The organism is Mesorhizobium sp. B2-2-4 (assembly GCF_006442375.1).
Taxonomy (GTDB): Bacteria; Pseudomonadota; Alphaproteobacteria; order Rhizobiales; family Rhizobiaceae; genus Mesorhizobium.
This window is the reverse complement of sequence record NZ_VFWB01000001.1, coordinates 783,260-809,847: the sequence shown is the minus strand read 5'-3', so window position 1 is coordinate 809,847 and position 26,588 is coordinate 783,260. Positions and strand designations below refer to the sequence as shown.

General features: G+C 63.0%; 29 protein-coding genes, 1 tRNA gene and 1 pseudogene. 13 read left to right on the top strand and 18 right to left on the bottom strand.

Going from position 1 to position 26,588, the window contains the following annotated elements:
- The first annotated feature begins 24 nt into the window (after window positions 1–24).
- Together FJ959_RS04175 and FJ959_RS04170 are read left to right on the top strand one after the other, a co-directional pair.
- Window positions 25–213, top strand: a complete 189-nt coding sequence (locus tag FJ959_RS04175) for a hypothetical protein (protein ID WP_140628632.1) — start codon at window positions 25–27, stop codon at window positions 211–213.
- 72 nt (window positions 214–285) lie between these two features.
- Window positions 286–744 (top strand): RidA family protein, encoded by a 459-nt coding sequence (locus FJ959_RS04170; protein ID WP_140628630.1) that lies wholly within the window; start codon window positions 286–288, stop codon window positions 742–744.
- A 25-nt stretch (window positions 745–769) separates the two neighbouring features.
- Here FJ959_RS04170 and argB read toward each other — a convergent pair whose 3' ends face one another.
- Window positions 770–1,663, bottom strand: a complete 894-nt coding sequence (argB, locus tag FJ959_RS04165) for an acetylglutamate kinase (RefSeq protein ID WP_140491474.1) — start codon at window positions 1,661–1,663, stop codon at window positions 770–772.
- Between the two features lie 166 nt (window positions 1,664–1,829).
- On the bottom strand, window positions 1,830–3,323 hold the full coding sequence (locus FJ959_RS04160; protein WP_140628627.1) for an amidase: 1,494 nt from the start codon (window positions 3,321–3,323) through the stop codon (window positions 1,830–1,832).
- Between the two features lie 145 nt (window positions 3,324–3,468).
- Between FJ959_RS04160 and FJ959_RS04155 the strand changes: the two genes are divergently transcribed.
- The 4 genes from FJ959_RS04155 (at window position 3,469) to msrB (ending at window position 6,184) form a co-directional block, all read left to right on the top strand.
- Complete coding sequence (locus tag FJ959_RS04155) at window positions 3,469–4,008, top strand: sigma-70 family RNA polymerase sigma factor (RefSeq protein ID WP_140628624.1); 540 nt, start codon at window positions 3,469–3,471, stop codon at window positions 4,006–4,008.
- Window positions 4,005–4,703: an anti-sigma factor gene (locus FJ959_RS04150; protein WP_140559076.1), complete on the top strand. Its 699-nt coding sequence runs from the start codon at window positions 4,005–4,007 to the stop codon at window positions 4,701–4,703. Before FJ959_RS04155 ends, FJ959_RS04150 begins: the two co-directional genes overlap by 4 nt.
- Before the next feature lie 221 nt (window positions 4,704–4,924).
- On the top strand, window positions 4,925–5,482 hold the full coding sequence (locus tag FJ959_RS04145) for a fasciclin domain-containing protein (RefSeq protein ID WP_140551640.1): 558 nt from the start codon (window positions 4,925–4,927) through the stop codon (window positions 5,480–5,482).
- A 198-nt stretch (window positions 5,483–5,680) separates the two neighbouring features.
- Window positions 5,681–6,184, top strand: coding sequence for a peptide-methionine (R)-S-oxide reductase MsrB (gene msrB / locus FJ959_RS04140; protein WP_140491485.1), 504 nt, complete (start codon window positions 5,681–5,683; stop codon window positions 6,182–6,184).
- A 167-nt stretch (window positions 6,185–6,351) separates the two neighbouring features.
- Here msrB and FJ959_RS04135 read toward each other — a convergent pair whose 3' ends face one another.
- Window positions 6,352–7,944 carry a DHA2 family efflux MFS transporter permease subunit gene (locus tag FJ959_RS04135; RefSeq protein ID WP_140628621.1) on the bottom strand — a complete coding sequence of 531 codons (1,593 nt, stop codon included), beginning with the start codon at window positions 7,942–7,944 and terminating at the stop codon, window positions 6,352–6,354.
- Between the two features lie 22 nt (window positions 7,945–7,966).
- The gene (locus FJ959_RS04130; protein WP_140563669.1) at window positions 7,967–9,151 is read right to left on the bottom strand and encodes an HlyD family secretion protein; all 1,185 of its coding nucleotides are present in this window, start codon (window positions 9,149–9,151) and stop codon (window positions 7,967–7,969) included.
- 127 nt (window positions 9,152–9,278) lie between these two features.
- On the opposite strand from FJ959_RS04130, the gene FJ959_RS04125 reads away from it, so the two are divergent.
- Window positions 9,279–10,013 (top strand): TetR/AcrR family transcriptional regulator, encoded by a 735-nt coding sequence (locus FJ959_RS04125; protein WP_140628619.1) that lies wholly within the window; start codon window positions 9,279–9,281, stop codon window positions 10,011–10,013.
- A gap of 17 nt (window positions 10,014–10,030) precedes the next feature.
- On the opposite strand, the gene yihA is transcribed toward FJ959_RS04125, so the two are convergent.
- The 5 genes from yihA to rpmH all read right to left on the bottom strand — a co-directional run bounded on the left by yihA (window position 10,031) and on the right by rpmH (window position 13,911).
- Window positions 10,031–10,690, bottom strand: a complete 660-nt coding sequence (yihA, locus tag FJ959_RS04120) for a ribosome biogenesis GTP-binding protein YihA/YsxC (RefSeq protein ID WP_140491494.1) — start codon at window positions 10,688–10,690, stop codon at window positions 10,031–10,033.
- Window positions 10,687–11,325: a CatB-related O-acetyltransferase gene (locus tag FJ959_RS04115; RefSeq protein ID WP_140628616.1), complete on the bottom strand. Its 639-nt coding sequence runs from the start codon at window positions 11,323–11,325 to the stop codon at window positions 10,687–10,689. Before FJ959_RS04115 ends, yihA begins: the two co-directional genes overlap by 4 nt.
- 248 nt (window positions 11,326–11,573) lie before the next feature.
- Window positions 11,574–13,394 carry a membrane protein insertase YidC gene (gene yidC / locus FJ959_RS04110; protein WP_140554640.1) on the bottom strand — a complete coding sequence of 607 codons (1,821 nt, stop codon included), beginning with the start codon at window positions 13,392–13,394 and terminating at the stop codon, window positions 11,574–11,576.
- 14 nt (window positions 13,395–13,408) lie between these two features.
- Window positions 13,409–13,762, bottom strand: coding sequence for a ribonuclease P protein component (gene rnpA / locus FJ959_RS04105; RefSeq protein WP_140491500.1), 354 nt, complete (start codon window positions 13,760–13,762; stop codon window positions 13,409–13,411).
- Window positions 13,763–13,776: 14 nt separating this feature from the next.
- Window positions 13,777–13,911 carry a 50S ribosomal protein L34 gene (gene rpmH, locus FJ959_RS04100; protein WP_008833937.1) on the bottom strand — a complete coding sequence of 45 codons (135 nt, stop codon included), beginning with the start codon at window positions 13,909–13,911 and terminating at the stop codon, window positions 13,777–13,779.
- 300 nt (window positions 13,912–14,211) lie between these two features.
- Here rpmH and FJ959_RS04090 point away from each other — a divergent pair, with 300 nt between their 5' ends.
- A complete protein-coding gene (locus tag FJ959_RS04090) occupies window positions 14,212–15,699 on the top strand; it encodes a HAMP domain-containing sensor histidine kinase (RefSeq protein ID WP_140491502.1) in 1,488 nt (495 codons plus the stop codon).
- 225 nt (window positions 15,700–15,924) lie between these two features.
- Window positions 15,925–16,001: transfer RNA gene (locus FJ959_RS04085), tRNA-Arg, on the top strand.
- A gap of 271 nt (window positions 16,002–16,272) precedes the next feature.
- Here the strand turns inward: FJ959_RS04085 and FJ959_RS04080 are convergent.
- Complete coding sequence (locus FJ959_RS04080) at window positions 16,273–17,856, bottom strand: MDR family MFS transporter (protein ID WP_140628827.1); 1,584 nt, start codon at window positions 17,854–17,856, stop codon at window positions 16,273–16,275.
- 131 nt (window positions 17,857–17,987) lie between these two features.
- Window positions 17,988–19,142 carry an HlyD family secretion protein gene (locus FJ959_RS04075; RefSeq protein ID WP_140559077.1) on the bottom strand — a complete coding sequence of 385 codons (1,155 nt, stop codon included), beginning with the start codon at window positions 19,140–19,142 and terminating at the stop codon, window positions 17,988–17,990.
- A gap of 121 nt (window positions 19,143–19,263) precedes the next feature.
- On the opposite strand from FJ959_RS04075, the gene FJ959_RS04070 reads away from it, so the two are divergent.
- From FJ959_RS04070 to FJ959_RS04060, 4 genes are all read left to right on the top strand, one after another.
- Window positions 19,264–20,175, top strand: coding sequence for a LysR family transcriptional regulator (locus FJ959_RS04070; RefSeq protein WP_140514286.1), 912 nt, complete (start codon window positions 19,264–19,266; stop codon window positions 20,173–20,175).
- Between the two features lie 299 nt (window positions 20,176–20,474).
- Window positions 20,475–20,714 carry a hypothetical protein gene (locus FJ959_RS31550; RefSeq protein ID WP_140559078.1) on the top strand — a complete coding sequence of 80 codons (240 nt, stop codon included), beginning with the start codon at window positions 20,475–20,477 and terminating at the stop codon, window positions 20,712–20,714.
- Window positions 20,715–20,808: 94 nt separating this feature from the next.
- On the top strand, window positions 20,809–21,081 hold the full coding sequence (locus FJ959_RS31545; RefSeq protein ID WP_181171861.1) for a DUF1127 domain-containing protein: 273 nt from the start codon (window positions 20,809–20,811) through the stop codon (window positions 21,079–21,081).
- A 74-nt stretch (window positions 21,082–21,155) separates the two neighbouring features.
- Window positions 21,156–21,449: a muconolactone Delta-isomerase family protein gene (locus FJ959_RS04060; RefSeq protein ID WP_140628610.1), complete on the top strand. Its 294-nt coding sequence runs from the start codon at window positions 21,156–21,158 to the stop codon at window positions 21,447–21,449.
- A 65-nt stretch (window positions 21,450–21,514) separates the two neighbouring features.
- Here the strand turns inward: FJ959_RS04060 and FJ959_RS04055 are convergent, their stop codons facing one another.
- The 7 genes and pseudogenes from FJ959_RS04055 to arsB form a co-directional block, all read right to left on the bottom strand.
- Window positions 21,515–21,991 carry a hypothetical protein gene (locus FJ959_RS04055; protein WP_246678920.1) on the bottom strand — a complete coding sequence of 159 codons (477 nt, stop codon included), beginning with the start codon at window positions 21,989–21,991 and terminating at the stop codon, window positions 21,515–21,517.
- 314 nt (window positions 21,992–22,305) lie between these two features.
- Window positions 22,306–22,680, bottom strand: coding sequence for an avidin/streptavidin family protein (locus tag FJ959_RS04050; protein ID WP_140628607.1), 375 nt, complete (start codon window positions 22,678–22,680; stop codon window positions 22,306–22,308).
- 154 nt (window positions 22,681–22,834) lie between these two features.
- Window positions 22,835–23,064 (bottom strand): annotated as a pseudogene (locus FJ959_RS04045) (multicopper oxidase domain-containing protein); the annotation flags it as partial.
- A 48-nt stretch (window positions 23,065–23,112) separates the two neighbouring features.
- Entirely contained in the window at window positions 23,113–23,703 is a 591-nt protein-coding gene (locus tag FJ959_RS04040; RefSeq protein WP_140628604.1) for a DUF308 domain-containing protein, read from the bottom strand.
- A 313-nt stretch (window positions 23,704–24,016) separates the two neighbouring features.
- Window positions 24,017–24,640, bottom strand: coding sequence for a hypothetical protein (locus FJ959_RS04035; RefSeq protein WP_140524248.1), 624 nt, complete (start codon window positions 24,638–24,640; stop codon window positions 24,017–24,019).
- A gap of 96 nt (window positions 24,641–24,736) precedes the next feature.
- Entirely contained in the window at window positions 24,737–25,318 is a 582-nt protein-coding gene (locus FJ959_RS04030) for a TetR/AcrR family transcriptional regulator (protein WP_140524250.1), read from the bottom strand.
- A gap of 142 nt (window positions 25,319–25,460) precedes the next feature.
- A complete protein-coding gene (gene arsB, locus FJ959_RS04025) occupies window positions 25,461–26,540 on the bottom strand; it encodes an ACR3 family arsenite efflux transporter (RefSeq protein WP_181171871.1) in 1,080 nt (359 codons plus the stop codon).
- Window positions 26,541–26,588 lie beyond the last annotated feature (48 nt).

Here is a 26,588-nt window from a genome sequence, read left to right as displayed (position 1 = left end):
GTCCCGCCATGAAGCTCGTTCTCCATGCGCTGGTATACGCAGATGGACGGCGGCTCTGGTCCGCGAGTCTGGGGATTTCTGACGCGCGATGGCCGGATGAAAGATGGCCGATTTCCGGAGCGCGCCACAGACGCGGAAGAGCAATCGATGGTGTTCGAACGGACGGCATGGAAACCTGCCGTGCTCGCGGCCATGCATTCGCACCGCGCCTGACTTTTTCACGCTGGCCGTTACCAGGCTGCGCGCTACTTCCTGGAAGCAGAGGGTGTCCGGCAGGAGGAAGCGATGGAGCTTGTCACCCATAAAAAGATGAAAGAGGGCCGGCTGATGCCTTGGGGAAAAGGCACCGTCGTCAGCGGCGCCAGGGGCTATGTCTTTCTCGCCGGCAATACGGGCACGGCCGAAAATTACGACCCGTCGACGGGCAAAGGTGGCGCCGTCGGGGACGCGGCGACGCAATGGCGCTCCATTTTGACGACCATCAAATCGGACCTGGAGGAGCTTGGCAGCTCGCTCGAGCATCTCGTCAAGATCACCCAATATGTCAAAGGACCATTTCCGGACGGCGGCGTTCTGAGTTCCCCCAATTTCCGGCTGGACGTCATGGACGAATTCTTTGCCGCGCACTGCCCGAAACACTGCAGCTACAACAATCCGCCGCCCTCGGAGGTAATCGGGGTTGCCGCACTTGCGCATCCCGATCTCGTCATCGAGATCGTGGCGATCGCCGCTCTGCCGGACTAGCGCCGGGCGCGGCAGCCCACAAATATCAGGGCACGATCAGCGTGCCGGCGCCGTGCTCGGTGAACAGTTCAAGCAGCACCGAATGCGGCGTCTTGCCGTTGAGGATGACGACGCCTTCGACGCCGCGCTCGATCGCCTCGATGCAGGTCTCGACCTTCGGGATCATGCCGCCCGACACCGTGCCGTCCTTGATCAGCGCCTTGGCCTCGGCGACCGTCAGCTCGTCGATCAGCTTCTTGTCCTTGTCGAGCACGCCCGGCACATCGGTGAGGAACAGAAGACGCGAGGCCTTGCAGGCGCCGGCGATGGCGCCGGCAAAGGTATCGGCATTGATGTTGTAGGTGTGACCATCGCGGCCGGGCGCCACAGGTGCCAGCACCGGGATCATCTCGGAGCGCGCCAGAAGGTCGAGCAGCGTGCGGTCGACCTCGACCGGCTCGCCGACGAAGCCGAGATCGAGCACGCGCTCGATGTTGGAGTCCGGGTCGATCATGGTCTTGCGCGCCTTTTCGGCGAACACCATGTTGCCGTCCTTGCCGCACAGGCCGATCGCCCATTCGCCCTCGGCGTTGATGAGTGCGACGATCTCCTTGTTGATAGAGCCCGCCAGCACCATCTCGACGATCTCGACCGTCTTCTGGTCGGTGACGCGCAGGCCGCCCTCGAATTTGGATTCAATGCCCATCTTGTTGAGCATGGCGCCGATCTGCGGCCCGCCGCCATGGACGACGATCGGGTTGACGCCGGACTGTTTCAACAGCGCGATGTCGCGCGCGAAGGCTTTGCCGAGTTCGCTGTCGCCCATGGCGTGGCCGCCATATTTCACCACCACCGTCTTGTTCTCGTAGCGCTGCATGTAGGGCAGCGCCCGCGACAGCAGGGCGGCCTGCATTTCGGCGGTGGCGGCGATGTCCGTCATCGGCGTGGTTCCCTGGCTTTTGATTTCATGCCTGTCGTTGCCCCAAAACCGCTGCGCATTTTTGGCGACATGCATCAGGTAAAGACGGCGGCGTCTTAGCGGGAATTGACGCGGGCCGCAAACGGCTTTGCTGTCATATTCGGGCGGCTCACGACCTCGTCATCACTTAAGGCACCATAAGCGGCGCCCTGCGGCCAAGCCAACCGGAGATCTTCTCCATCTGCGCGGCCAGGGACAAAAGCGTCTCCTCGTCACCGGGGCGGCCCGCGGCCTGGACGCCGAGCGGCAGGCCGGCTTCGGTGACGTAAACAGGGAGCGCGATGGAAGGCTGGCCGCTGACATTCTGGATCGCCGGCCAGTGAGTGAACCACAGGCTCTTGTCCATCAACTGGCCGAACAGCGGTTCGATCCTGAGCAGCGCCGTGAGGCGAAGCTTGTCGAGCATATTCTCGATGAGCTCGTCGGCACCCTTCGGGTCCATCGCACCGCAAGCGAGCGGCGGGTGGGCGATAACAGGCATCAGCACGGCGTCGTAACGCGCCGTCTCCGCAATCAGTTGCCGCGAGGCGGCATGCAGCCGCTGCAAGCCGGCATAGGTCTCGCCGGCCGAGACCATTTCGCCCAGTCGGCCGAGCACCCGCGTCGCGCGCTCGATGTCGCCGGTGACGGTGCGGCCGAGGCGCACCGCCTCGGCCCGCAACATGCCTGCGACAGCCGAGGCAACCGTTCTGCAGAAATTGGCGAAGAAATCGCGACCGATGGAGGGCAAATCGATTTCCTCGACGCTGTGGCCGCCCTCGCGGGCGAGCGCCACCGCGGCATCGAGCGCATTCAGCGTCTCGGCCGAAATCGGCAGGCCGAGCGGAGAGTTCCGGTACATTGCGAGCTTGAGCTTGCCGGGATCGCGCGCGGCAGCCGCGGCGAACGCACCCTTCGGCGGCGGCGCGGCATAGGGCGCGAGCGGGTCGGGGCCATGGGTGAGGTCAAGCAGCAGGGCGCAATCTCGCACCGAGCGGGTGACGGCATGGTCGACCACCATGCCGTACCAGCTTTCGCTCACCGATGGCGACAGCGGAACGCGGCCGCGCGAGGTCTTAAGGCCGACCAGCCCGGTGCAGGCAGAAGGCACGCGGATCGAGCCGCCGCCATCGGAGGCATGCGCCACCGGCACGACGCCGGCGGCGACCAGTGCCGCAGCGCCGCCGGACGAGCCGCCGCTGGTGTGGCCGGTGTTCCAGGGATTGCGGGTGATGCCGAAGGCTTTTGATTCGGTCATCAGCCGCAGCCCGTGTTCGGGCGATGTCGAGGTGACGATGGGTATCAGTCCGGCGGCGAGATAGCGTTCGGTCAGCACCGAACTGACCTCGGGCATCCAGGCGGGGATGCGGCTGCCGCCATGCGACGGCACGCCCTTGATGGCGATGCCGAGATCCTTGATGGCGAAGGGCACGCCGGCCAGCGGTAGGGAACGATCGATGCCCTTCGCCCGGCTGCGCGCCGCATCGTAGAGTGTCTCGGCCGTGGCATTGATTTCAGGCCGGCTGGCCTCGGCGCGCGCGATCGCAGCGTCGACCAGTTCGACCGGCGAAACCTCGCCCTTGCGCACCAACGTGGCAAGGCCGGTGGCGTCTTCTTCCCACAGCACTCGTTCGACCGACATGCGCGCTCCCCCGATCCAGGCAAGGTAACCAGCGGCCAATCCGTTGGCAATCGAGCGATGAACGAGTGCGGCGCGGTGCGGAAAGCTTTGGGTGCTCGGAAATTTGCGCCGTTGCAAATACATCGCAATCCCCTAATTTGCCGACATGACGCCACAGGAGATCAGCAATCTGATTGTCCGGACTTCGATGAAGGACCGGGCTTCGTTCGATCTGCTGTACCGGCAGACCAGCGCGAAACTTTTCGGTGTCTGCCTTCGTGTATTGAAGGACCGGGGAGATGCCGAAGAGGCGCTTCAGGAGGTCTTCGTCAAGATATGGACGAAGGCGGACCGTTTCGCCGTCTCGGATCTAAGCCCGATTTCCTGGCTGGTGGCCATCGCGCGCAACCATGCGATCGATCGTATCAGGGCGCGGCGGGAACCTGCCGCCTATGTCGATGCCGCGCTCGATGTGGCCGATCCGGCGCCGGGACCGGAGGCCATGACCGTGGCAGGTGGCGAGTCCGAGCGCATCTACCATTGTCTCGAGGAATTGGAGAAGGGCCGGGCAGCGGCTGTCCGGGGCGCCTATCTGAACGGCGAGAGCTATGCCGAACTGGCGGAGCGCCATGGCGTGCCGCTGAACACGATGCGAACCTGGCTGCGGCGCAGCCTGCTGAAGCTCAGAGAGTGTCTGGAAAGATGACGCTGGTAGACGACGACGGACCGGAACGTGGAGGCGACGACCTGTTCGCCGCCGAATACGTTCTTGGCGTCCTGACAGCGGAAGAACGCCAGATCGCGTCCCGCCGCATCGATGGCGACGCCGCATTCGCTCGGCTTGTCGATGCCTGGGAGGCCCATTTTTCGCCCTTGGCCGTCGCCTATCCCGGGACAGAACCTCCGATCAGGGTCAAGGAGGCGATCGATCGCCGGCTGTTCGCCTCGCGGCCTCGCGCCGGCCTATGGTCGAGCCTTGCCTTCTGGCGCGGCCTAGCCGCCGCCGCCATCGCGGCGCTGGCGATCTACATCGCCTTGCCTTTCATCAACCCGCCGCTCCAACAACCACAGCTTGTCGCCTCGCTGGCCGCCGAAGGCAGCGACGTCAGATACCTCGTCGTCTATGACGCGGCGCATCATGAAGTCGGCCTGTCGCACGTTTCCGGTGAGCGGGCCTCCGGCAAGGACTTCGAACTGTGGGTGATCGTGGGCAAGAACGCGCCGGTTTCGATGGGCGTCATCCCGGCCGGGAAGGCTGCGCATGTGGCGGTTTCGCCGGCCGTGCAGCAGAAACTTGCGCAGGGCGCCGTGCTGGCGGTCAGCCTCGAGCCTTCAGGCGGTTCGCCGACCGGCCAGCCGACGGGACCGGTGGTCGCGGCAGGCGACCTGAAGGGCATCTGATGGCTCCCCGCCCGGACCGTCGCCTTACAAATATTTAAGTCTATTTTTGTATGGATAACCACGGACCAAATTCTCGTGGTTGGATCAGCCTATCCGCCGAAATCACTGGACCTCATTCGGAAGAAAATAATTCTTTCATAGGGAGCGAAACTAAGTTTTGCATGGCCCGTATCTCCTCGCGTTCCCAATGATGGGGAAAACAACCCGAGGAGACTTACATCATGCGTAAACTCGCCACCCTTTTGCTCGCCGGTACGATCGGCCTCTCAGCGCTCGGCACCATCGCCTATGCCGCCAATCCGATGGTCGGGGGCGCACCCATGTACGCCAAGAAAAACATCATCGAGAACGCCGTCAATTCGAAGGACCACACGACGCTGGTCGCTGCCGTCAAGGCAGCGGGCCTGGTCGACACGCTGCAGGGCGCCGGACCCTTTACTGTTTTCGCTCCCACCAACGAGGCCTTTGCAGCGCTTCCGGCCGGCACGGTCGAAACGCTGCTCAAGCCCGAGAACAAGGACAAGCTGACCAAGGTCCTGACGTGCCATGTGATCGCGGCGAAAGCGATGGCCGCCGACGTCGCCAAGATGGCCAAGGCCGATGGCGGCGCGCATGTGGTCAAGACCGCCGGCGGCTGCGAGCTGACGCTCAAGGCCGACAAGGGCAAGGTCACCGTCACGGACGAGAACGGTAACGTCGCCCATGTGACGATTGCCGACGTCAGGCAGTCCAATGGCGTCATCCACGTCATCGACAAGGTTCTTTTGCCGAAGATGTAACGAACGGCTCGCTGCCGGCGAACAGGCAGCAAGGCTCTCCTGCCGGTGCGCGGCTCCGTACACGCGTTGCGCCGGCAGGCGTCCGCTCCGCACTGTGGCTCCATCCAGGAGGCTGGTGCGGGTAACGTTCGGCCCTCAACGGCTTTTGATTTTCAGCCGAGCGTTGAATGTGGCAAACAGATAGCAGGAGGATTGGCCATGAACCGTCGCGACTTTCTCTTGAGCGGCGCCGCCGCCATCGGCGTGGTCGCCGGCACGGCATCTCTGCTGCGCATGGGCGGATCGCAGGATGCACGTGCGGCGGAGACCTTCGAAGTCACCAAGACCGATGCCGAATGGCGCGCGATCCTGTCTCCCGCGGCCTTCGACGTGCTGCGCAAGGAAGGCACCGAATATCCCGGCACCAGCCCATTGCTCAACGAGCACCGCAAGGGCGTCTTCGCCTGCGCCGGCTGCGACCTGCCGGTTTACTCCTCCGAGACGAAGTTCGATTCCGGCACCGGCTGGCCGAGTTTCTGGCAGGAGATCGCCAACGCCGTCGGCAAGACGCAGGACCGGTCGCTCGGCATGACTCGCACCGAAGTCCACTGCCGCCGCTGCGGCGGCCATCTGGGCCATGTCTTCGACGACGGCCCGCCGCCGACCGGGCTGCGTCACTGCATCAACGGCGTGGCGCTGAGCTTCAAGCCCGCCACAGCCTGAGACCATGCGGCCGCGATATGAAAAAACTCCGGGCTTGCGACCCGGAGTTTTTTAGCGGTCAGTCATTTCGGGCGTGGACTGGAGGAGCTTCCCGAAATGGCTGCCCGTGTTTCCTTGCTTCCAGCGCGATTCAGGACGCAAATCGTTTCTCCGGTATTGCCCTGGTGTCAGTGCCCGCCGCCACCACCGCCGGCGGCCGCCGGTTTGCGGATCATCATGGTGAACAGGCCAAGCGTCGCGAACAGCACCGTCAGCATGTAGAACACGTCCATGAAGGACAGCAGCGCCGCCTGCTGCTGGACCATGCCCGACAATTTCGAGATCGCCGCGCTGGCCGCATCCAGGCCGGCGGTCTGCTCGAAATTGAGCGTGATGTTCTGAAGCTTCTGCTGCGCGGCCGCACTTCCCCACTGCACGTGCTCGGAGAGCCTTGCATAGTGGAAGGCGTTGCGGTCGATCAGCACCGTGTTGATCAGGGCGAGGCCGACGGCACCGCCGAGATTGCGGGTCAGGTTGAACAGGCCCGATGCATTCTTCAGCCGCTCGGGCGGCAGCGTGCCGAGCGCGATGTTGTTGATCGGCACCATGCACAGCATCATCGAACAGCCGCGCAGGATCTGCGGGATGAGCAGCTCGTAGAAATCCCAGTCGGCGGTCAAATGCGTCATCCACCATGTTCCGGTGGCAAAGCCGAAGAAGCCGATCATCATCATCAGGCGCGGGTCCATCTTGTTCGACAGGATGCCCGAGACCGGTGCGGTGAAGAACATCGCCAGGCCGCTGACGAACAGCGCCTCGCCGATCATCATGGAATCGTAGCCGCGGATGCGTCCGAGGAACACGGGGTAGAGATAGGTGAGACCGTAAAGCCCGATGCCGATGACGAAGGAGAACAGCGAGCCGAAGGCGAAGTTGATATTGCTGAACGCCTTGAGATCGACGATCGGCTCCTCGGCGGTGAACACCCGCCAGAAGAACAGCACCGCGCCGAAGGTCATGACGACGGCGCAGATGAACACCGCCTGATCCTGCAGCCAATCATTGTTCGGGCCTTCCTCGAGCACATATTCCATGCAGCCGAGGAACGCCGCCATGCCGGCAAGGCCCCACCAGTCGAACTTCGAGAACAGCTTGAGGTTGGGCTTGTCGAAGTCGATCAGCGACCAGGCCGCCGTCGTCACCAGAATGCCGGGCACGACATTGACGAGGAACAGCCAGTGCCAGGACATTGCGTGGCTGATATAGCCGCCGACGGTCGGGCCGATTGTCGGCGCCAGGGTGGCCACCAGGCCGATCATCGGCGACACGACGGCACGGCGCGACGGCGGGAAGATGGTGAAGGCGGCCGCGAAGACGCTGGGGATCATGCCGCCGCCGATAAAGCCCTGGATGGCGCGATAGACGATCATCTGGTCGATGTTGGTAGCGGTCGCAGCGAGCGCGCTGGCGGCGGTAAAACCCGCCGCCGAAATTGTGAACAGAACGCGCGTCGACAGCATCCGGCTGAGAAAGCCGGACAGGGGGATCATGACCACCTCGGCAATCAGATAGGCCGTCTGCACCCAAGGGATCTCGTCGGAACTGATGCTCAGGCCAGCCTGGATCTCGGCCAGCGAGGCCGAGACGATCTGGATGTCCAGGATGGCCATGAACATGCCGAACACCATCGCCAGGAAGGCTATGACGCGCCGCGTCGAGATGGTGTCAGGCACAGCCGGCCTCGCCGGCGGCGCTCCTGCGGTCAGGGTTGCGGTAGCCATGGCGTTGCTCCCCGGAGCGCGCTCAGTTGGTCGCGGCCGGCGCGGTGCGGCTGTCGACGGCGACAACGACGCTCAAGCCGGCGCGCAGCCTGCCGCTCTTCAGGGCATCGGCCGGCACGTCGATGCGGACCGGGACGCGCTGCACCACTTTGGTGAAGTTGCCGGTGGCGTTTTCCGGCGGCAGCAGCGAGAACACGGCACCCGAGGCCGGCGCCAGCGAGGAGACGGTGCCCTCGATGGGCTCGCCGTCGATGGCATCGACCGAAATCCTGACCTTTTCGCCGGGCACCAGCCGGGCAAGCTGGGTCTCCTTGAAGTTGGCGACGATGTAGAGCTTGTTCATCGGGACGATGACGGCGAGCTTCTGGCCGGGGCTCACGAGGTCGCCCTGCTCGACGGAACGGTTGCCGACGACACCGTCATAGGGCGCCTTGAGCACCGTGAAGGAAAGGTCGCGCGCGGCCTTGTCGCGGCTGAGCTGCAAGGATGCCAGCGTGCTTGCCGATTCAGCACGCTGCGCCTCCAGCACGCCGATATTGGCCTGTGCTGCGGCGATCTGTGCGTCGGCGCCGACGAGAGCGGCGTTGGCCTGGTCGAGCGCCGTCTGGGCGTCGTCGAGTTGCGCCTGCGTACCGACATGGGTCTTGAGCAGTTGCGCGGCGCGCTGCTGGGCGCGCGCGGCATTGGCCGCCGCGGCCTGGTCGGCGGTCTTGGCGGCCTGCGCCTGCTGCAAGGAGGCCTGCGCCGCCTTGGTCTGCGCATCGATGCGATCGAGCGTCCTGGCCAGCGTGGCGATCTGCGCCTCGGCCTGGGCGACCGCTATTTTGTAATCACCGTCATCGACCGTCAGCAGGGGATCGCCGGCCTTGACCTGCTGGTTCTCGCTGACCTTGACCTGATCGACATAGCCGGAGATCTTGGGCGAAATGAAAGCCATGTCGGCCTGGACATAGGCGTCGTCGGTCGAAATCATGAAACGGCCGGTGGTCCAGTAATCGTAGCCGTACCAGGCGCCGGCGCCGAGCAGGGCGACGCCGATGATCGGCAGCAGGAAAGAGCGCACGGAACGCTTCTTCTTCGCCGGAGTTTCCGCCAGAGGCGGCGCGGCGACTGGGTGGACGGGAACTTCCGGTGCTTCCGTCGCCGGGGCGACCTTGGCGTTGGGGAAGGGACGGACTTCGGCGGTGGACGGCGCGTTCGAGGACATGACATCTCTCTAAGTTATAATACTGAACCGTTCGGTTCGATCCGGCCGTTGACATAGCGCCTAAAGAGGACCATATCAAGAGGCAATCGAACCGCTTGGTTCGAATTATTTTCGAGGTGCGACTTTAATGGCCGACACAACGCCCGACGTCGAAAACGACAATTGCGGCGACCTGCTGGACGGCTTGCGCCGCGGCCGCCCGGCAGCCGGACAGGATCCGGTCAAGCGCAGCCAGATCATCGATGGCGCCCGCCGGGTCTTTATCGACAAGGGCTTTGAGGCGGCCTCGATGAACGACATCACGCGGGAAGCCGGCGTTTCGAAAGGCACCATCTATGTCTACTTCGCCAACAAGGAAGAGCTGTTCGAGGCGCTGATCGAGGAAGAGCGCGGCACGATCTTCAAGAACATGTATGACGTGCTCGACCGTGCCGACGACCTGCGCGAGACGCTGGTGAAATTCGGCAAGGTCCTGTCCATGAAGATCACCTCGGCCAAGGTCATCCAGGCCCAGCGCACGGTGATCGGCGCCTCCGACAGGATACCCGACATGGGCGCGCGGTTTTACGAACGCGGCCCCAAACGCGGCCACGACAAGGTCATGACCTTCCTCAATGCCGCCATCGACCGTGGCCTGCTCAAGATCGACGATGTCGACCTTGCCGCCTATCAGTTCACAGAACTCTGCCTGGCCGGTCTTTTCCGGCAGTGCATCTTCGCCTATCGCGCCAAGGCTCCGAACCAGGACGAAATCGACCATATCGTCAGGTCGGGCGTCGACATGTTCCTGAAGGCCTATGGCACCGAAATGCTTGCCGCGGAGGAAAGCCACAAGATGATCGCCCTGGAGGCGAAGGCTTAACCCGGCTTTTTGTGCCGCTAGCCGCCATTGGCCGCGAGCACGATCGCGGCGCGCAGTTCCTCCAGGCCCTCGGCCTTTTCCGATGACGTCGCCAGCACGAAAGGAAACGCCGCCGGTCGCTTCTTGATCTTGGCAAGCGTCTCCTCAATCAGCCGCGGAACGCCGGCGGCCTTGATCTTGTCGGTCTTGGTCAGCACGACCTGGTACGAAACCGCCGCCTTGTCGAGCAGCGACAGCACCTCGTCGTCCTTGGCCTTGATGCCGTGGCGGGCGTCGATCAGCACATAAACCCGCTTCAGCGTGACACGGCCCTTGAGATAGTCGAAGACCAGCTTCGTCCAATCGTCGACCTTTTCCTTGGGCGCGGTGGCATAGCCGTAGCCCGGCATGTCGACCAGCGCCATTGGCGGCAGGTCGGCGCCCTCCCCCGAAAATCCGTCCGGCACGAAATAATTGAGTTCCTGCGTGCGCCCCGGCGTGTTGGAGGTGCGCGCCAGGCCCTTCTGGTTGACCAGAGCGTTGATCAGCGACGACTTGCCGACGTTGGAGCGGCCGGCAAAGGCGATTTCCGGCGGCCCTTCCGGCGGCAGGAACTTCATGGCGGGCACGCCGCGGATGAAGATCCACCCGCGGGTAAACAGGTCCGTGCCGATCGTGGTGCTGTATTGAGCGTTCAAGCTGCTGTCTCCAGAAGAGAAATATCGGCGCCCCTGATGGCATCGAGGTTGCGGCTGATCTTGTCCACCGGCCAGTCCCACCAGGCCACCGCCAGCAGCCGCCGGACCGTCCTGTCGTCGAAACGCATCTTGACGACCTTGGCCGCGTTGCCGGCGACGATGGCATAGGGACGCACGTCGTGCGTGACCACGGACTTCGCCGCGACGATGGCGCCATGGCCGATTTGCACCCCCGGCAGGATCACTGCCTCCATGCCGATCCAGACATCGTTGCCGACCACCGTGTCGCCGCGCACCTCCTTCGACCATGTGGCGGGGTCGAAACCCTTTTCCCAGCCATGGCCGAAAATGTTGAACGGATAGGTCGAAAAACCGGACATGGCGTGGTTGGCGCCGTTCATGATGAAGCGGGCACCTTCGGCGATGGCGCAGAACTTGCCGATGATCAGCCTGTCGCCGATGAAGGGATAGTGGTGCAGCACGCATTTCTCGGCGAATTTATCCGGCCCTTCCGGATCGTCATAATAGGTGAAGTCGCCGATCTCGATGTTGGTCGCGCTCACCAGCGCCTTGAGGAAGCCGACGCGCGTGTGCATCGGGATCGGGTGCTTGATGTCGGGATTGGGTCCGGTCATGGCGGTTCGTCCGGGAATTGGCTGGCGGACGCGTCCCGCGTCGGCGCACACCTCGTCAAAGTAGCGTAATCCGCCGTATAGCACCAATCGCCCCGGGAGCGAGTCTTCGATGGTGGACAAGCGCATTTGCCGGATCGGACGGTGCCGCGCGTTTGCAGTTTCGCCCATCGCGGGCGGACGTGGACCGATGCCGGCGCACAAGAAAAAACCCGGACGAGCCGGGTTTTTTGAATCGTGAGCCGGCGCCTCTATTCCGCTGGCGACGGTTTCTTGCGGAACAGCGCTAGCAGATTGTCCCACAGTTCGATCTTGGCGCCCTGGCGCTTCATGATCACGCCTTGCTGGAGGATCGACAGCGTGTTGTTCCAGGCCCAGTAGATGACCAGGCCTGCCGGGAACCCAGCCATCATGAAGGTGAAGATGACGGGCATCCAGGTGAAGATGGCGGCCTGCGTCGGATCCGGCGGCGTCGGGTTCATGCGCATCTGCAGGAACATGGTGACGCCCATGATCAGCGGCCAGACGCCGATCATCAGCATGTGCGGAAGCGTGATCGGAACAAGGCCGAACAGGTTGAAGATCGAGGTCGGATCGGGCGCGGCCAGATCCTGGATCCAGCCGAAGAACGGCGCATGGCGCATCTCGATGGTGATGTAGAGCACCTTGTAGAGCGAGAAGAAGACCGGGATCTGCAATGCCACCGGCCAGCAGCCGGCGAGCGGATTGATCTTCTCGGTCTTGTACAGCTCCATCATCGCCTGCTGCTGCTTCATCTTGTCGTCCGCGTATTTCTCGCGGATCTCGAGCATCTTGGGCTGCACCTTCTTCATGTTCGCCATCGACGCGTAGGACTTATTGGCGAGCGGGAAGAAGATGGCCTTGACGATGACGGTGGTGGCGAGGATCGCCAGGCCGAAATTGCCGAGGAATTTGTAGAGCGTGTCGATCAGCCAGAACATCGGCTTGGTGATGAAGTGGAACCAACCCCAGTCGATCAGCAGGTCGAACCGCTTGATGTGGCGGTCTTCGGCATAGGCATTGATCTTGGCGACTTCCTTGGCGCCGGCGAAGACCTCGGTCTCGACGGTTGCCGACTGGCCGGCCTCGACATTGATCGGGTCGGTGAGGAAGTCGGACTGGTAGCGGTGGCGGCCGTCCACGAAATAGCCGAAGCGCGGCTGGAACGGCTGCTTCTCGCTCGGGACCACCGTCACCGCCCAGTATTTGTCGGTAATGCCAAGCCAGCCGTCCGTCGACTTGCCCGGCTTGACTTCCTTGTCCTTCTCGATGGACGCGTATTTGTGTTCCTGCAGGCCTTCCGCACCGGTGAAGCCGATCAGGCCTTCATGCAGCACGTAGGTGCTGGCGACTGCCGGCTTGTCGTAGCGCGTGACGCGGCCGTAATTCGATAGCGTAACCGGGGCCGAACCCGAGTTGCGCACCTCGTCGGAAACGGTGAACATGTAGTCGCTGTCCACAGAGAAGGTGCGCTTGAAGGTCAGCCCCTTGTCACTGGTGTAAGTCAGCGTCACCGGCGTCGACGGGGTCAGCGTCGGATTGCCTTCGACGTTCCACACCGTATCCGCGCCCGGTACCGTACCCGTCTTGTCGTTGCCGACGAAGCCGATCTCGGCGAAGTAGCCGCTGGGCAACTCCGAAGGGTTGAGCAGTTCGATCTCGGGCGAATCCTTGTCGACGGTTTCGGTGTAGTGCTTGAGCTTGAGGTCGTCGAGACGGGCGCCGGTCAGGTTGATCGAGCCTTCGAGGCTCGGCGTGTCGATCTTGACGCGCTTCGAAGCCGCCAGCGCCTGGTCGCGGCTGGCCGCGGTGACGGTGTCGCCGCCGGGCGCGTTGGGGATGGCACCGGGAGCGGTGCCGGCCGGCGCCGGCGTTGCCGCGCCCGGATTGGCTGTCTCTGCCGCCTTCTTCTGCTCTTCCACGCGCTGCTGCTCGACGCGCGCCGCCTCGCGCTGCTGTTCGACGCGCGGGTTCATGTAGAAGACCTGCCACAGGGTCAGGATCAGCACCGACAGCGCGATGGTGATGAAGAAGTTTCGGTTGTTTTCCATCGAGAGCCCTTGGCCTATCGTGTTCCGCGAAGTCGGCGGGAGAGTTCGACCTTCAACTGGCCGAACGGGGCGCGGAGCGCATCATCGCGCCCGACGATGACATAATCATTGCCGGGCATCATGTCATCGGCCGCATGGGTGCGCACGGCCTCTTTCAGCCGCCGCCTGACGCGGTTGCGCACGACCGCGTTGCCGACCTTCTTGGTGACGGTGTAGCCGACGCGCGGCGCGCCGCCGTCGCCGCGGTCGAGGACCTCGACGAGGAAAAACCGCCCGCGACGTTTTTCACCACGGCGGACGGCCAGGAATTCCGCGCGTTTCAGAAGCCGCTTGGGATTTTGTCCCACTGGCTTGCCGGTTGCGGGCAACGATCTTGTCTCGCTCAGGCGCTGAGCCGCTTGCGGCCGCGGTTGCGGCGAGCTGCGACGACGCCGCGACCACCCTTGGTGGCCATGCGGGCACGGAAACCGTGCCGGCGTTTGCGGACGAGTTTGGACGGTTGGTAGGTACGCTTCATTTGTTTTAATACCGCGGGGTGCGGCCCTTCTTGATTCTGTCACTCTGTAACAGGAGCTTTGCCGGGCCGGCTTTGGCGCGATCGAAACCGCGCCGGGACGAATGGCCCGAGCGTGAGCGGGCTTATAGAAAGAAGGGTTTTGGAAGTCAATCCGGTGCCGGCCGGTGCCGGGCCGGTGTCGCCGGGCCCGGGATGCGCACTTTCGGCGGCAATTATATCTCTCCGACCAAGGGGGAAATTGGCAAAAAAGCCGCAATCGCCTAATCTGGGCTGATCAAGCGATTGTGAAGACAGGACCGCATGAGCGAAACCACGCACGCCGAGGAAGGGACAGGACCAGCGCCAGCCGCCGTCCGCAGCGTACCCTTGTCGCGCGGCCTGTCGACAAAACTGCTGCTGTTGACCATCGTTTTCGTGCTTTTGGCCGAGGTGCTCATCTTCCTGCCCTGGATCGCCAGCTACCGGCTGGCCTGGCTCAAGGAGCGGCTGAGTACCGCCGCTGCCGTATCGATCGTGCTGGTGCAGGGCGAACCGACCTCGCTGTCGCGCACGGCGCAGAACGACGTGCTTATGGCGATCGGCGCCAAGGCGATCGCGGTGCGCGACGGCGGCGTGTCGCGGCTGCTTGTGGTGGCCGATATGCCGCCGCAGGTCGACGAGCACATCGACCTCGCCAGCGTCGGCATGGTCAAGGGCATGACCGGCGCGCTCGACACGCTGTTTTTCGGCGGCGACCGGATGCTGCGCGTCTTCGGGCCGGTCGGCGACAGCGACAAGGAGTTCGAGCTGATCATGCCGGACTACAGCCTGCGCAAGGCGATGCTTATCTATTCGCGCAACGTCGCCTTCGTCTCGCTGCTGATCTCGCTGTTCACGGCCATGCTGGTCTATGCCGCGATCGACCTGATCATGATCGGACCGATCCGCAACATGACGCGCTCCATGCTGTCCTTCTCGCAGGCCCCCGACGACCCCAGCCGGATCATTCATCCCGCCGCTCGCGCCGATGAGATCGGGGTGGCCGAGCGCGAGCTGTCGCAGATGCAGGAGCGGCTGCAGAAGATGCTGACCGAGCAGAAGCACCTGGCCGACCTCGGCCTCGCCGTGTCGAAGATCAACCACGACATGCGCAACATCCTGGCCTCGGCGCAGCTCATTTCGGACCGCCTGCGCCAGGTCAAGGATCCGACCGTGCAGGCCTTCGCGCCGAAGCTCCTGCGTGCGCTCGACCGTGCGGTCTCCTACTCGGAAGGCGTGCTTCATTACGGCCGTACGCAGGAGCCGCCGCCTTCGCGCCGGCGCGTGCGGCTGCGCCAGCTGGTCGAGGACGTGCACGGCCTGCTCGACATCGAGGAAGGCATCGAGTTCATCAACGCGGTCGAAAAGGCGTTCGAGGTGGACGCCGATTCCGACCAGTTGTTCCGCGTGCTCACCAATCTGTGCCGCAACGCCGTGCAGGCGATGGCGGCGGACACGGAGAGCGCCGTGGTGCGCCGGCTGGCGGTTTCGGCCGAGCGCATGGGCAGCGTCAGCCGCATTGTCGTGACCGACACCGGTCCCGGCCTGCCGCCGAAGGCGCGCGAGAACCTGTTCGCGGCGTTCCGCGGCTCTGCGCGCAGCGGCGGCACCGGGCTTGGTCTGGCGATCGCGCATGAACTGATCCGCGCGCATGGCGGCACGGTGGAGCTGGTCGAATCGATCGGCGGGCGCACCACCTTCGCCGTCACCATTCCCGACCAGCCGGTGCGGCTCGACCAGGCCCGCAACGGGCTGCGCCGCCCGGCCTGACAGGCTTGGGCGCTGTTTCGCCCGCAAACCGGTCCGGCCCCCTTCGCCCTGAATGCCGCTTCGAACAACCCGATTTCCGGCCGGATCCAGCGGATGACGCATCGACGACAAAACTTTTGCCGGATCGGCTTGCTTTTCGCGAATTCAGTCGCTAGGGAACTGCACACATTCGCGGCCGGTCCTCGAGGATCGGATCGCGGGGTCATGGAAAGCATGACCTGATGCGCGCCCGTAGCTCAGCTGGATAGAGCACCAGACTACGAATCTGGGGGTCAGGAGTTCGAATCTCTTCGGGCGCGCCATTTTATCCTATTGAAATCAATAGACTTCCAGGCGTTTCCAGCGCGACGCCACTGGCTTGATTTTCGGAATTCAGCCGGTTTTGGCAAGACGGCGGCAGCCGGTGCCAAAATCGCACTATGGGCTAAAGTGCCCTACTTGGAACGGCACAGTCTCTGCCAAGCATTCGAAAATTTGCTGAGTTTCCTGGCGGTGCACGTGACAGACTCACATTCCGGGGCCGCGCTGGCGTAGTTCGGGATTGAAATCATTGTAGTTCTTCTTTCCGATCTTTCAGTGCGCGCCACCCGCCTCGACATGGCCCGGGTTGCGCAACAGCAGCGTGGCGAAGAACGCGACGACAAGGGCTGCTCCGAGTAGATAGAACGCGTCGCTGAAAGCCATGATGAAAGCCTGCTTGCGCACCATCTGTCCGATGGCGATGACGGCCTTGTGCATCGCGGCTGCGCGATCGCCGGCGCCATGCGCCAGGAAGTACCGGGTCAGATGCTCGATGCGCGCGCGAGTGCTCTCTTCGAACAGCGACACCGACCGCACCAGCACGTTGGAGTGGAACTGCTCGCGCTTGGTCAGAAAAGTCTGCAGCATGGCGATGCCGACGGCGCCGCCGAGATTCCGGATCATGTTGAACAATGCGGAGGCAGAGCCGGCGTTCTCCTGTTCGATGCCGGCCGTAGCGACCGCAGCCAGGGGTACCATGACCAGGGCCTGACCGACGGCACGGACGACATTCGGCCAAAAGAACTGCTCCGACGCGTAGGTCGCCGTCATTTCGATGTTCATGAAATTGCTCGCCGCGAACAGCGCAAAGCCGAAGGCGACGATAATGCGCATGTCGAAACGCTTCATCAACTGCGGCACCAGCGGGATCAGCACCAGTTGCGGCAGGCCTGTCCAGGCCAGCACCATGCCGATCTGCTGGGCGTTGTAGCCCTGGATGCGCGCGAGATAGACGGGCAGGATGAACACCGCCCCGTAGAGCGCAATTCCGAGCAGGAAGCTGGCCAGGATGGAGAAACCGAAATTCCAGCGGGCGAACAGTCTGAGGTTAAGCAAGGGCCTTTCGCTTCTCAACTCGATCCACAGGAAAAGCGAGAGGCTGACGAGGGCGATCAAGGACAGCCGCACGATGAACGGCGAGCCGAACCAATCGTCCTTGTTGCCCTCCTCGAGCACGGTCTGCAAGGTGCCGAGCCCGATCGCCATGGTGATGATCCCGGCCCAGTCGCCCTGGCGCAGCAGCGAAAGCTGCATCGGCGCCCTTTCGAGGGACATCCACAGCATGCCGACCATCAGCGCGCCGGGGACCAAGTTGACATAGAAGATGAACTGCCAGCCCCAGTTCTCGGTGAGATAGCCACCGATTGTCGGTCCGATGGCCGGTGCGAAGGTCGCCGACAGCGCGAACAGGGCGAATCCGATCGGCTGCTTCGCCTTGGGCAGGAGGGTTATGGTGATGGTGAAGGCGACCGGAATCAGCACGCCGCCGCAAAAGCCCTGCAAAGCACGCAGGACAATCATCTGCTGAAGGTTTTGCGCGAAGGCGCAGGCAACCGAGAAGGCGAGAAACAGGATTGCATTGGCCAGAAGATAGACGCGGATGGAAAAGACCCGCGACAGCCAGCCGGTGAGCGGAATGACGACGATCTCGGCCACCAGGTAGGCGGTCGATATCCAGCCGCCGTCATCGATGCCCGCGCCGATGGCGCCCTGAATGTCGGCTAGCGATGCGTTGACGATCTGGATGTTGAGGACCGCCATGAAGGCGCCGAGCGTCGAGCCAATGACGGCGATCCAGGTCTTGAGCGGGGCGGAAGAGGCATCGGTCGGCGCCAGGCTCGATGCTTTGGCTGCCATCGGCGCAGGCGTGGGGTTGGCGGTGAGGGTTGCGGGCACGGCTGAATTCCTTGTTTGACGAAGCGCGCGTGAGACACTGGCGTGGCGGCCACCATGCGAGGTCTCGGAAAACCTCGCGCAGCCGCTACGAGTTACCAGCCGGCGATGATCCGGCGGCCGCTGTCCGGTTCACCCCGTTCGGCCAGGATGGTTGCCTTCGTGTCGATCGTCGGTTCCGCCGACATGCCGGCGCGCAGCTTGCCGGCGAGCCTGCCGTCGTTGATCGCGATCTTCACCGGGATGCGCTGCACGATCTTGGTGAAATTGCCGGTGGCGTTATCCGGGGGCAGCAGCGCGAACTCGAGACCGCTGGCCGGCGACACACTGTCGACGCGGCCCTTGAGTGCCACGCCGGGAAAGCCGTCGACGGCGATCTCGACCGGCTGTCCGCTCTGCACATGAGTGAGCTGTGTTTCCTTGAAATTGGCCACGACATAGACCGCATTCAGCGGCACCACCGCCATGAGCAGCGTGCCGGCCTGCACATACTGGCCGACGCGAAGCGAACGGGCCCCGACGGTGCCGTCGACGGGTGCCGTGATCGTGGTGTAGGAGAGATTGAGTTCCGCCTGACGCAGGGCGGCCTGGCTGCTGTCGCGCTCGGCCTCCGCTTTGCCGCGCTCAGTCGTGAGCACGTCGATCGCTTTGCGGGCAGCAACCAGTGCGGCGCGATCCCTCTGCAGTTGGGCTTCGTTTTCGCCGAGGGACGCCGCAGCTTGCTGGGCGCGTTGGCTGGTGCCGTAGCCGCTTTTCAGCAAGGTTTTATAGCGATCACCCTCCTGCTGCGCGAATTTGAGCTTCGCCTCGGTTGCGGCGACGTTGGCCTTTTGCTGTTCGACCACCGAATGCTGCAGGCCGATCTGGGCGTCGAGGTTATGCAGCGTCGCTTCGGCTGCTTCGACATTGGCTTGCGCTTGGTCGAGCGCGGTCCTGAAGTCGCGGTCGTCGATGCGGGCCAGAACCTGGCCCGCCTTGACGGGAGTGTTGTCCTCGACCAGCACCTCGGCGATGTGGCCCGAGATCTTCGGCGCGACAGTCGTATAGTCGGCCTTGACATAGGCATCGTCGGTCGATTGCAGATACTGCCCGACCGTCCAATAGTCATAGCCGTAGAGCGCAGCCGCGGTCAGGCCGGCCACCAGGCCCAACCCGACAACGGTGCGCTTGATCATCGTCTTGCGGGACCGCCGCGCGGGTTTTACCTCAACCGGGTATTCCAAGGTGGCGGGGTTGACGCTTACGGTCATCGTAATCTCCTCTCACGGTCGGGCCGAGTGGCCGATTGGTGCAAGGACGATGCAACGGCAATCTTGATGTGATAATCGAGGAAAGAACGGAAGGATCATCCATTAAGAGCGGATAATCGAAATGGACAGGCTCACGAGCTTGACGGTGTTTGGCCGCGTTGTGGAATGCGGGGGCTTTTCCGCGGCAGCCCGACGCCTCAACATGTCGACGACGATGGTCAGCAACCACGTCCAGGCGCTGGAGGACAGGCTCGGCGTCCGGCTTCTCAACCGCACCACCCGCAAGGTGAGCCTGACCGAGATCGGCCAGGCTTACTACCAGCGTTCCTCACAAATCCTCGCCGATCTGGAGGAGGCGGACCGCGTCGCGGGAGCACTTCAGGCGACGCCGCAAGGCACGCTTCGCCTTCATTCCAGCATGAGCGTCATCCGTTTTCTGGCGCCGATCGTTTCCGAATTCGTCAACCTTTATCCGGCTGTTTCGGTCGATCTCACCGTCGGCGAAAGAATGGTCGACATGGTGGAGGAGGGCTTCGACCTTGACGTGCGTTCGCTGCCGCTTCCCGATTCAAGCCTGATCGTCCGGCGGCTGACCTCATGGCGCAACATCGTCTGCGGTTCGCCCGGCTATTTCGAACGCCATGGAACACCGCGTCGGCCCGATGACCTCGCACGCCACAATTGCATGCGCCATGCGTCATATCCTTTCGGTAACGAGTGGCGTTTCGAGGACCCCGACGGCGAGCCCGTTTCCGTCCGCGTCGATGGCAACTTATTGACCAACAGCCAGGAGACGCTCAGACGCCTTGCTCTCGACGGCCGCGGTCTGTTCATACCGCCGCCCTTCCTCGTGGCCGACGACCTGAGCGCCGGGCGCCTTGTCCGGGTGCTGGAGGAATATTCAGGAGTCGAGTTCGCGATCAACGCGTTCTATCCGCATCGTCACCATGTCTCGGCCAAGGTGAGGACTTTCATCGATCTGTTGGCCGAGCGCTTTGCCGAACACCGCAGGTGGATGGAATTGAAGTACTGAACGACGGTTACACCGTCCGCCGCCGGAAAGTCGGCGGGCTGATGTGCCTTCTGATCTCTGGCCGGCCACATGCCGGCAAGGGCCGGAGCGATTGCCAGCACCGACATGGCAAAACCCTCGATCCGGGAGGGCCAGCGCTGAGGCCGCGCGCCCGCTCATGGTCCTATTATCCGCTCTTGGCGGATGATCCTTTCCAATATTCGAAGATTATCATGGGTGGGTCCAAGATGCATCTTCTTGGCGAACGGGCAAGGACCTGTTCTTGAACCAAGTCCAGAACTCAACCTTAGGAGATTTCCATGAAAAAGATCGCTCTTGCCGCCGCCGCGTTCCTGGCCATCACTGACGCCGCACTCGCCGAGAACCCGAAGGTCGGCGGCTCCGACATCAATGCGATTGCCCGGGAACAGCTCGACAGCACCCACACGTCCTCGATCGCGCATAGTGCAGTCTACGAACTGCTCAATGCGGGCTCCAACGCGGCCATCGCGCGGGATCCGGCGGTCGAGCATCGCCGGGACCTTTTCGGCAACCGTTAGACACCGGCTCCGGCCGCCGAACCCCCAAAGCAGCGAGCTCATTCGCCGCCTTCGCCTCGGGGTTCGACCGGTCGCGAAAAAAAGGAGAAATGCGATGGACGCAGTCGTCAACGGCGCCGCCGTGGAGCGGGCCGAAACAAGGAGTGCACCGCAGCGGCGTGGAGTCGAGGCTCTACAGATTCTGATGGCGCGCGTCGCGGCGATCTTGGTCTGGGTCGAAGCTGGTATGGAAAGGCACCAGAGCCACCGCATGCTGATGGAACTCACGGACTCGCAATTGCAAGACATCGGTCTTTCTCGTGCCGACGTTGTCGGCCGAGACTGGAAAGCCGATCATTTCCGCCCTGTTCGAGCCGATGGCCGCTAAATAACCGTGACAGGCATCAAGCACCCGGCGGGAAAAACCGGAAAGCCCTACCTTCATACAGCAGGAGAAAGAACATGCAGTTCATGGTCTTGACACGTCGGCGAACGGAAAGCTTCAACGACGCGGACTACACGCCCGAGAGACTGGAGGCCGAAGCCGAAGCCGTTCGCCGACTTTTCATGGCGAGCACCGTGCGACAAATCTGGAATCGCGGCGACATGGGCGGCGCCTGTCTTCTCATGGAGGCGGAAGCGGAGGAAGAGGTTCGCTCGGTGCTCGATGCCCTTCCGCTGTTCAAAAGCGGCATGCAGGAAACGGTTTCCATTGTTCCGCTACGGCCATATAGAGGCTTTGGGCCGCGGCAATAGAAGATGTCACAAGGCATGCATGGTATATGGGACCTCGGCCAAGCGATCCCTGGCTCCGCAGAGCTTCATTCCCCGCGCGTGCCTGGGAAAAGAACCGTCAGTCTTTGCTCGGCCGCCGTCCAAGCCCGCAGGTGGTAGCTGCGCAGCACGAACACGCTTGCAGCGAAGGCGAGCATCCCGGCTGCCACACCGAGAGCCATTCCGGCGCCGGCTGCCGCTGTGGCGGCTATGCCCGTAAAGACACCTGCGATGGCGCTGCTGATCACGCTCACCATTCCGGCCGTGGTCATGAAATACTGCAACGGCGATGGGCTGAGCCCCTTGTCCACGAGCACCGCCGAGCGATCGTCATGCGTGGGATGAACGAGGTAGCTTTGCATGGCGGGCGCGACTTCGACGTAGTAGTGCCGGATCCGCGCCATTCCACGGGCGTGCACCATGTCCTCGATGGCGACCTGCACGGCGCGGACGAAGGTGACCAGGCCGATGAAGAAAACGCAGGGCAGCAAGATCAGGCTGAACAGCACGAACGGCGTGCCCATTTTCGTGACCTGCGCCACGAATGACAGAGCGATCGCCGCGCTTGAGACCGACGTGAGGAACAGATTGGCGCGCTGATCGCCTCCTGAATGGTGGCCGCGCGGGCGGTCTGCAGCACGAAGTGCTCGGTTGTCATGCACTGCAGGACTACCCGCGCGTCGTTGCCTTCTTCCGCCATCCCATCCGTCCTCCGGTCGGCTCGACCACAGCGCCGCCGAAATCGCTCAGGATCGGCAAGCCGCCTTCAGTCGCGCATATGCGGGCCTGGCGGCCTTCCGTAGCCGCCCATGGAGCCACGCCGGCCCGAGAGGCTGGGTCATTCCACGCGCTCGAACACATCCAGGCTGGTCCCGAAGGCGCGCCATGCCCCAACTCTGACCATCCTGGCAGGCGCCCCTTCCGCCGATGCGGTAAGGGTCTGCCCTGCAACGGTATGCCAAAGCATCTCGAGCTTACTTTCCCGCAGAATACCGGTGTAGCTCACGGCCGCAGGCCCGGCCTTGCCCTGTCCCGCAGCCGTGAAGCCGATTACGTCGCCGCAAGCAGCGCCATGGATCGAAAGTTCCTGACCAAAGAAACTGCTGTCTTCCAACGCCGTCCTGAACATGCCGCGGATGACGCCTTCCGCATCGTCCTCGATGATGACGGTCGAGCCGTATTGGTTTCGCCAAGTCCCGATCCAATCTGGCATGGTGCACTCCACGAGCGGTTCGGGATCAACGTGCAGGGCCCGCCCGTGTTCCGAGGCTGCCTGCGTCGCTGGGCGTCGAGGCCAACCTCTGGGCAGCCGTCGCCTGGCCAAGTGCGGCGCTGATGCCGCAACAGCGCCAATTCCGGCGCCCGCGTCAGCTGACGTCGATGACGACCATCAGCCGCCGCCCTTTTCCTCGACATTGTTGTTCGTCGCGTGGTGGGGAATGTGGCAGTGGATGAGCCATTTTCCGGGTCGCCGCGCCGTCCAGACGACATCATAGCGCTGGCCCGGACCGACATTGATCGTGTCGGCGAGGAAGCGGGCCGAAGGGGAGATGGTCTCGCCGTCGCGCGCGACGACCTCGAATGGTCCGCCATGAATGTCGATCGCCGGACCACGATGGGATACGCAGTAGACCGACAATGTGGATCATACTTGAACGGATGCCACTTTCCGGCGCCGCGAATGCGAGACGGTGAGCCAAAGGGCTGAGACGAGGAAATAGAAGGCGCCGAAGCTAGCGTAGCCTGCGATGTTGGCGATCGAGGGCGGTGCGGACATCTGCGCTTGCGCGATGAAGAAGGCGCCGGCGACAGCCGATTGGCCTCCGCTCAAGATCATGGCCCATTGGCCTCCGGCGGTTTTCCAGCGCCGGATTGCGGTTCCAAGCTGCAGCAGGCCGGAGAAGATTGCCCACGCGCCGAAAACGCCGAGAACCCAATTCATGTTCATGGCCAGCGCCATGATGACTGCAAGGGCGACCACCGAACTGACTGCGATGTTGAATGCTTGCGTAGGATTGACGGCAAGCCCGCCGTTGCGGGAAGCATCGACATAATTGGCGGCTGCATCCCAGACAGGATAGGCAACAAGCAAGACAGCCGCGATGGACGCCGACTGCCGGCCGACCGTCAAAGCGGCCACGACCCAGACGACGGAAAAGGCCGCGCGGGCGAGGTAATACAGCTTGAGCCACTTGTCCTGGCCATTTGAAGCAACTTCAACGCGATCACGTCTCATTGGATATCCTTCGGGTATGGTTCAATGTTTGTCCGATGCACCTCGGCGACCACAGGTGGCCGAGGCGTTTGTCAAAGAGGGCTGTTTCACCCTCATAGCCTTCACTGTCCGCCCGCCTTCCTCCGAGAGGCGGCGCCAGGTGCAGGCCACAGCCGTCGGCGAATGCGCCGCTCCCGGTGCATGGGAAATGCTCCGGCATTTCGGACGAGCGGTAGGCCTTCACTGTCGCGTTCGTCCGCGCCGAACCGCTCAGCGTATCTTTCGCCAGCGTCGCCGTGACGGTCGACAGCCTGCGAACGAGCGGCGACCTGGCTCACATGGGCGGGACCACGCCATCTTTGCCAACGACGACCTGATGACCGATCGTTCCGCTTGCGGCCTTCTCGCCTGCTATGAAGACGACGGCACCCGGGATCAGATCATCCTGGGTTGCCGGAGCGAGGGTCACGACGGGGGTGCCGTCCGGGATCGCGATCTTCTTTTCCTTGCCTTGGTAGGAAACAGTCACGGTGCGCCCGTCGACGTCCTTGACGGCATCGGCGACTGTTGCGTTGGTCATGCTGCTGTCAGGCTTCAGATCCCACCCGTAGCTTCCCTCACCTGCGCCTTTCAGCGCGGGCGGGAAGATCAGGACTTCCAGAGCGCCGTCCCCGCCCTTGTCCTTCGGCAGCGAGGCAATTCCGACGAAGTCGCCTGGCTTGATATCGGCCACCTTCGCAGCAGCGACGCCGGAGATCTTCCAGCCATCAGCCAGGACAACGTCAACAGTCTCGCCTTCCCGCGTGTTGACCCTCAGCGTCGAAGCGCTGAAGCTCACCACGCTGCCCCTGATGTGGATCTGCTCGGCCTCCCGGCTTTGAGCCTGAGCGGGCGCCGTGATGGCGTAGGTCGCCGGGATACCGATGACCAAGAGAGCCGAGAGGAGTTTGTGAAACATAGGGAATTCCTTTACCTACTAGTTGGTAGTTTACCGCGGCGCATTTGTCGATGCTCTTGTCGGGGCGACCCGTCGCTTAGCCGCCCGGCACTGATATCATTCGGGCTTCAGCCTCCGCAGGGTCGGGTCGAGAATTGAAGCGAAGACGCCAGGCTTTCCGTATGCCCGAGCCGATAGCATCGCGCCATGAACGGTGGCCATGAGCGCCTCTGCCTCCACCCGCGCCGGACCAGAGATTTTCAGGGAGCCTTGCTGTTCGCCGCGTTCGATGACCGACGTCAGCCACGCCGAGAGAAACTGAAAATACGCCCGTACCTCCGAGACGACCTCGTTCGGAAGCGCTGGAAGTTCGCTTGCCAGCAGCGCACATACGCAGAACGGGATGCTTGCATCCTCGATGCATCTGGCCCAATAACCCGCGTAGGCCTGAACGAGTTCGAGCGGTTCAGGCACGCTGCGCTCGAGATCGGCCATGCCGGCTTCGGCGTTCTCGCGGTAACGCGACACAAGCGTACGCACCAGATCGACCTTGCTGGGGAAGTGGTGGTGGATGCTGGCCTTGCGTATGCCGACCACGGCCGCGATGTCTGCGTAGCTGAATCCATTATAACCGCCGGCGATGATCAGCTTTTGTGCGGAGGCCAAAATCTCGTCAGATGTCGTTGAAAAGTTGCTCATGCACCCTGTCTACCTTCTAGTAGGCAGACTGTCAAGCGGACGGATACCCGCGCAATTAACGGGAGTGCGTCGCGCGGCCATCCCGAGCTTTTCCTGCAAAGCAGTCCACCAGCAGGCTGCCCGGCCGGCTGAGGATCAACGGCTATTTCGCAATTTTTCGATCAGGGTCGAGCATTAATGTTTTCGGCAACACGGGAGCCCGGCCGCCCTCGTACCAGTCTTTGGAGCGGTTCACGATCCAGACCACGGTGAGCATGACCGGCACTTCGATCAGCACGCCGACGACGGTGGCGAGCGCCGCCCCCGACTGAAAGCCGAACAGGCTGATGGCGGCGGCGACCGCCAGTTCGAAGAAATTCGAAGCGCCGATCAGGGCCGAGGGGCCGGCGACGCAATGCTGTTCGCCCGAGACACGGTTGAGTAGGTAAGCGAGCCCTGAATTGAAATAGACCTGGATCAGGATCGGCACGGCCAGCAGCGCGATGATCAGCGGCTGCGCCAGGATCTGCACGCCCTGAAATCCGAACAGCAGCACAAGCGTGGCAAGCAGGGCTATGAGCGAGAGCGGCTGAAGCCGCTCGAGAAATCGCTTCAAGGCGGCTTCGCGGCCCGCGGCGAGCAGCCGCCGACGCAGGAATTGGGCGCCGATGACCGGCACGACGATGTAGAGCGCGACGGAGAGGACGAGGGTATTCCAGGGTACGGTGATGGCCGAGAGGCCGAGCAGCAAGCCGACGATCGGCGCGAAGGCGAAGATCATGATGGTGTCGTTAAGCGCGACCTGGCTCAGCGTGAAATGCGGTTCGCCTTTCGTCAGGTTCGACCACACGAAGACCATCGCCGTGCAGGGCGCGCCCGCCAAGATGATAAGGCCGGCGATATAGCTGTCGATCTGGTCGACCGGCAGATAAGGCCGGAAGAGATATCCTATGAACAGCCAGCCGAGCGCCGCCATCGAGAACGGCTTCACCGCCCAATTGACGAACAGTGTCACGCCGATTCCGCGCCAATGCTCCTTCACGTGGCCGAGCGCGGCGAAGTCGATCTTGACCAGCATCGGCACGATCATCAGCCAGATCAGTGCCGCGACCGGCAGGTTGACCTTGGCAATCTCGGCCTCGCCGACGGCGTGGAAGACGCCTGGCATGAGATGGCCGAGCGCGATGCCGGCGACGATGCACAGCGCCACCCACACGGTCAGGTATTTCTCGACGAAACCAATGCCGCCGCCCGCGCTCAAAGCGTGATCGTTCATGATACTTTCCTTGCT

Coding starts and splice junctions, on each gene's coding strand:
- FJ959_RS04175 (WP_140628632.1), top strand. CDS start 25: ATGCGCTGGTATACGCAGATGGACGGCGGCTCTGGTCCGCGAGTCTGG.
- FJ959_RS04170 (WP_140628630.1), top strand. CDS start 286: ATGGAGCTTGTCACCCATAAAAAGATGAAAGAGGGCCGGCTGATGCCT.
- argB (WP_140491474.1), bottom strand. CDS start 1,663: ATGACGGACATCGCCGCCACCGCCGAAATGCAGGCCGCCCTGCTGTCG.
- FJ959_RS04160 (WP_140628627.1), bottom strand. CDS start 3,323: ATGTCGGTCGAACGAGTGCTGTGGGAAGAAGACGCCACCGGCCTTGCC.
- FJ959_RS04155 (WP_140628624.1), top strand. CDS start 3,469: ATGACGCCACAGGAGATCAGCAATCTGATTGTCCGGACTTCGATGAAG.
- FJ959_RS04150 (WP_140559076.1), top strand. CDS start 4,005: ATGACGCTGGTAGACGACGACGGACCGGAACGTGGAGGCGACGACCTG.
- FJ959_RS04145 (WP_140551640.1), top strand. CDS start 4,925: ATGCGTAAACTCGCCACCCTTTTGCTCGCCGGTACGATCGGCCTCTCA.
- msrB (WP_140491485.1), top strand. CDS start 5,681: ATGAACCGTCGCGACTTTCTCTTGAGCGGCGCCGCCGCCATCGGCGTG.
- FJ959_RS04135 (WP_140628621.1), bottom strand. CDS start 7,944: ATGGCTACCGCAACCCTGACCGCAGGAGCGCCGCCGGCGAGGCCGGCT.
- FJ959_RS04130 (WP_140563669.1), bottom strand. CDS start 9,151: ATGTCCTCGAACGCGCCGTCCACCGCCGAAGTCCGTCCCTTCCCCAAC.
- FJ959_RS04125 (WP_140628619.1), top strand. CDS start 9,279: ATGGCCGACACAACGCCCGACGTCGAAAACGACAATTGCGGCGACCTG.
- FJ959_RS04115 (WP_140628616.1), bottom strand. CDS start 11,325: ATGACCGGACCCAATCCCGACATCAAGCACCCGATCCCGATGCACACG.
- yidC (WP_140554640.1), bottom strand. CDS start 13,394: ATGGAAAACAACCGAAACTTCTTCATCACCATCGCGCTGTCGGTGCTG.
- rpmH (WP_008833937.1), bottom strand. CDS start 13,911: ATGAAGCGTACCTACCAACCGTCCAAACTCGTCCGCAAACGCCGGCAC.
- FJ959_RS04090 (WP_140491502.1), top strand. CDS start 14,212: ATGAGCGAAACCACGCACGCCGAGGAAGGGACAGGACCAGCGCCAGCC.
- FJ959_RS04080 (WP_140628827.1), bottom strand. CDS start 17,856: ATGGCAGCCAAAGCATCGAGCCTGGCGCCGACCGATGCCTCTTCCGCC.
- FJ959_RS04075 (WP_140559077.1), bottom strand. CDS start 19,142: ATGACCGTAAGCGTCAACCCCGCCACCTTGGAATACCCGGTTGAGGTA.
- FJ959_RS04070 (WP_140514286.1), top strand. CDS start 19,264: ATGGACAGGCTCACGAGCTTGACGGTGTTTGGCCGCGTTGTGGAATGC.
- FJ959_RS31550 (WP_140559078.1), top strand. CDS start 20,475: ATGAAAAAGATCGCTCTTGCCGCCGCCGCGTTCCTGGCCATCACTGAC.
- FJ959_RS31545 (WP_181171861.1), top strand. CDS start 20,809: ATGGACGCAGTCGTCAACGGCGCCGCCGTGGAGCGGGCCGAAACAAGG.
- FJ959_RS04060 (WP_140628610.1), top strand. CDS start 21,156: ATGCAGTTCATGGTCTTGACACGTCGGCGAACGGAAAGCTTCAACGAC.
- FJ959_RS04055 (WP_246678920.1), bottom strand. CDS start 21,991: ATGGGCACGCCGTTCGTGCTGTTCAGCCTGATCTTGCTGCCCTGCGTT.
- FJ959_RS04050 (WP_140628607.1), bottom strand. CDS start 22,680: ATGCCAGATTGGATCGGGACTTGGCGAAACCAATACGGCTCGACCGTC.
- FJ959_RS04040 (WP_140628604.1), bottom strand. CDS start 23,703: ATGAGACGTGATCGCGTTGAAGTTGCTTCAAATGGCCAGGACAAGTGG.
- FJ959_RS04035 (WP_140524248.1), bottom strand. CDS start 24,640: ATGTTTCACAAACTCCTCTCGGCTCTCTTGGTCATCGGTATCCCGGCG.
- FJ959_RS04030 (WP_140524250.1), bottom strand. CDS start 25,318: ATGAGCAACTTTTCAACGACATCTGACGAGATTTTGGCCTCCGCACAA.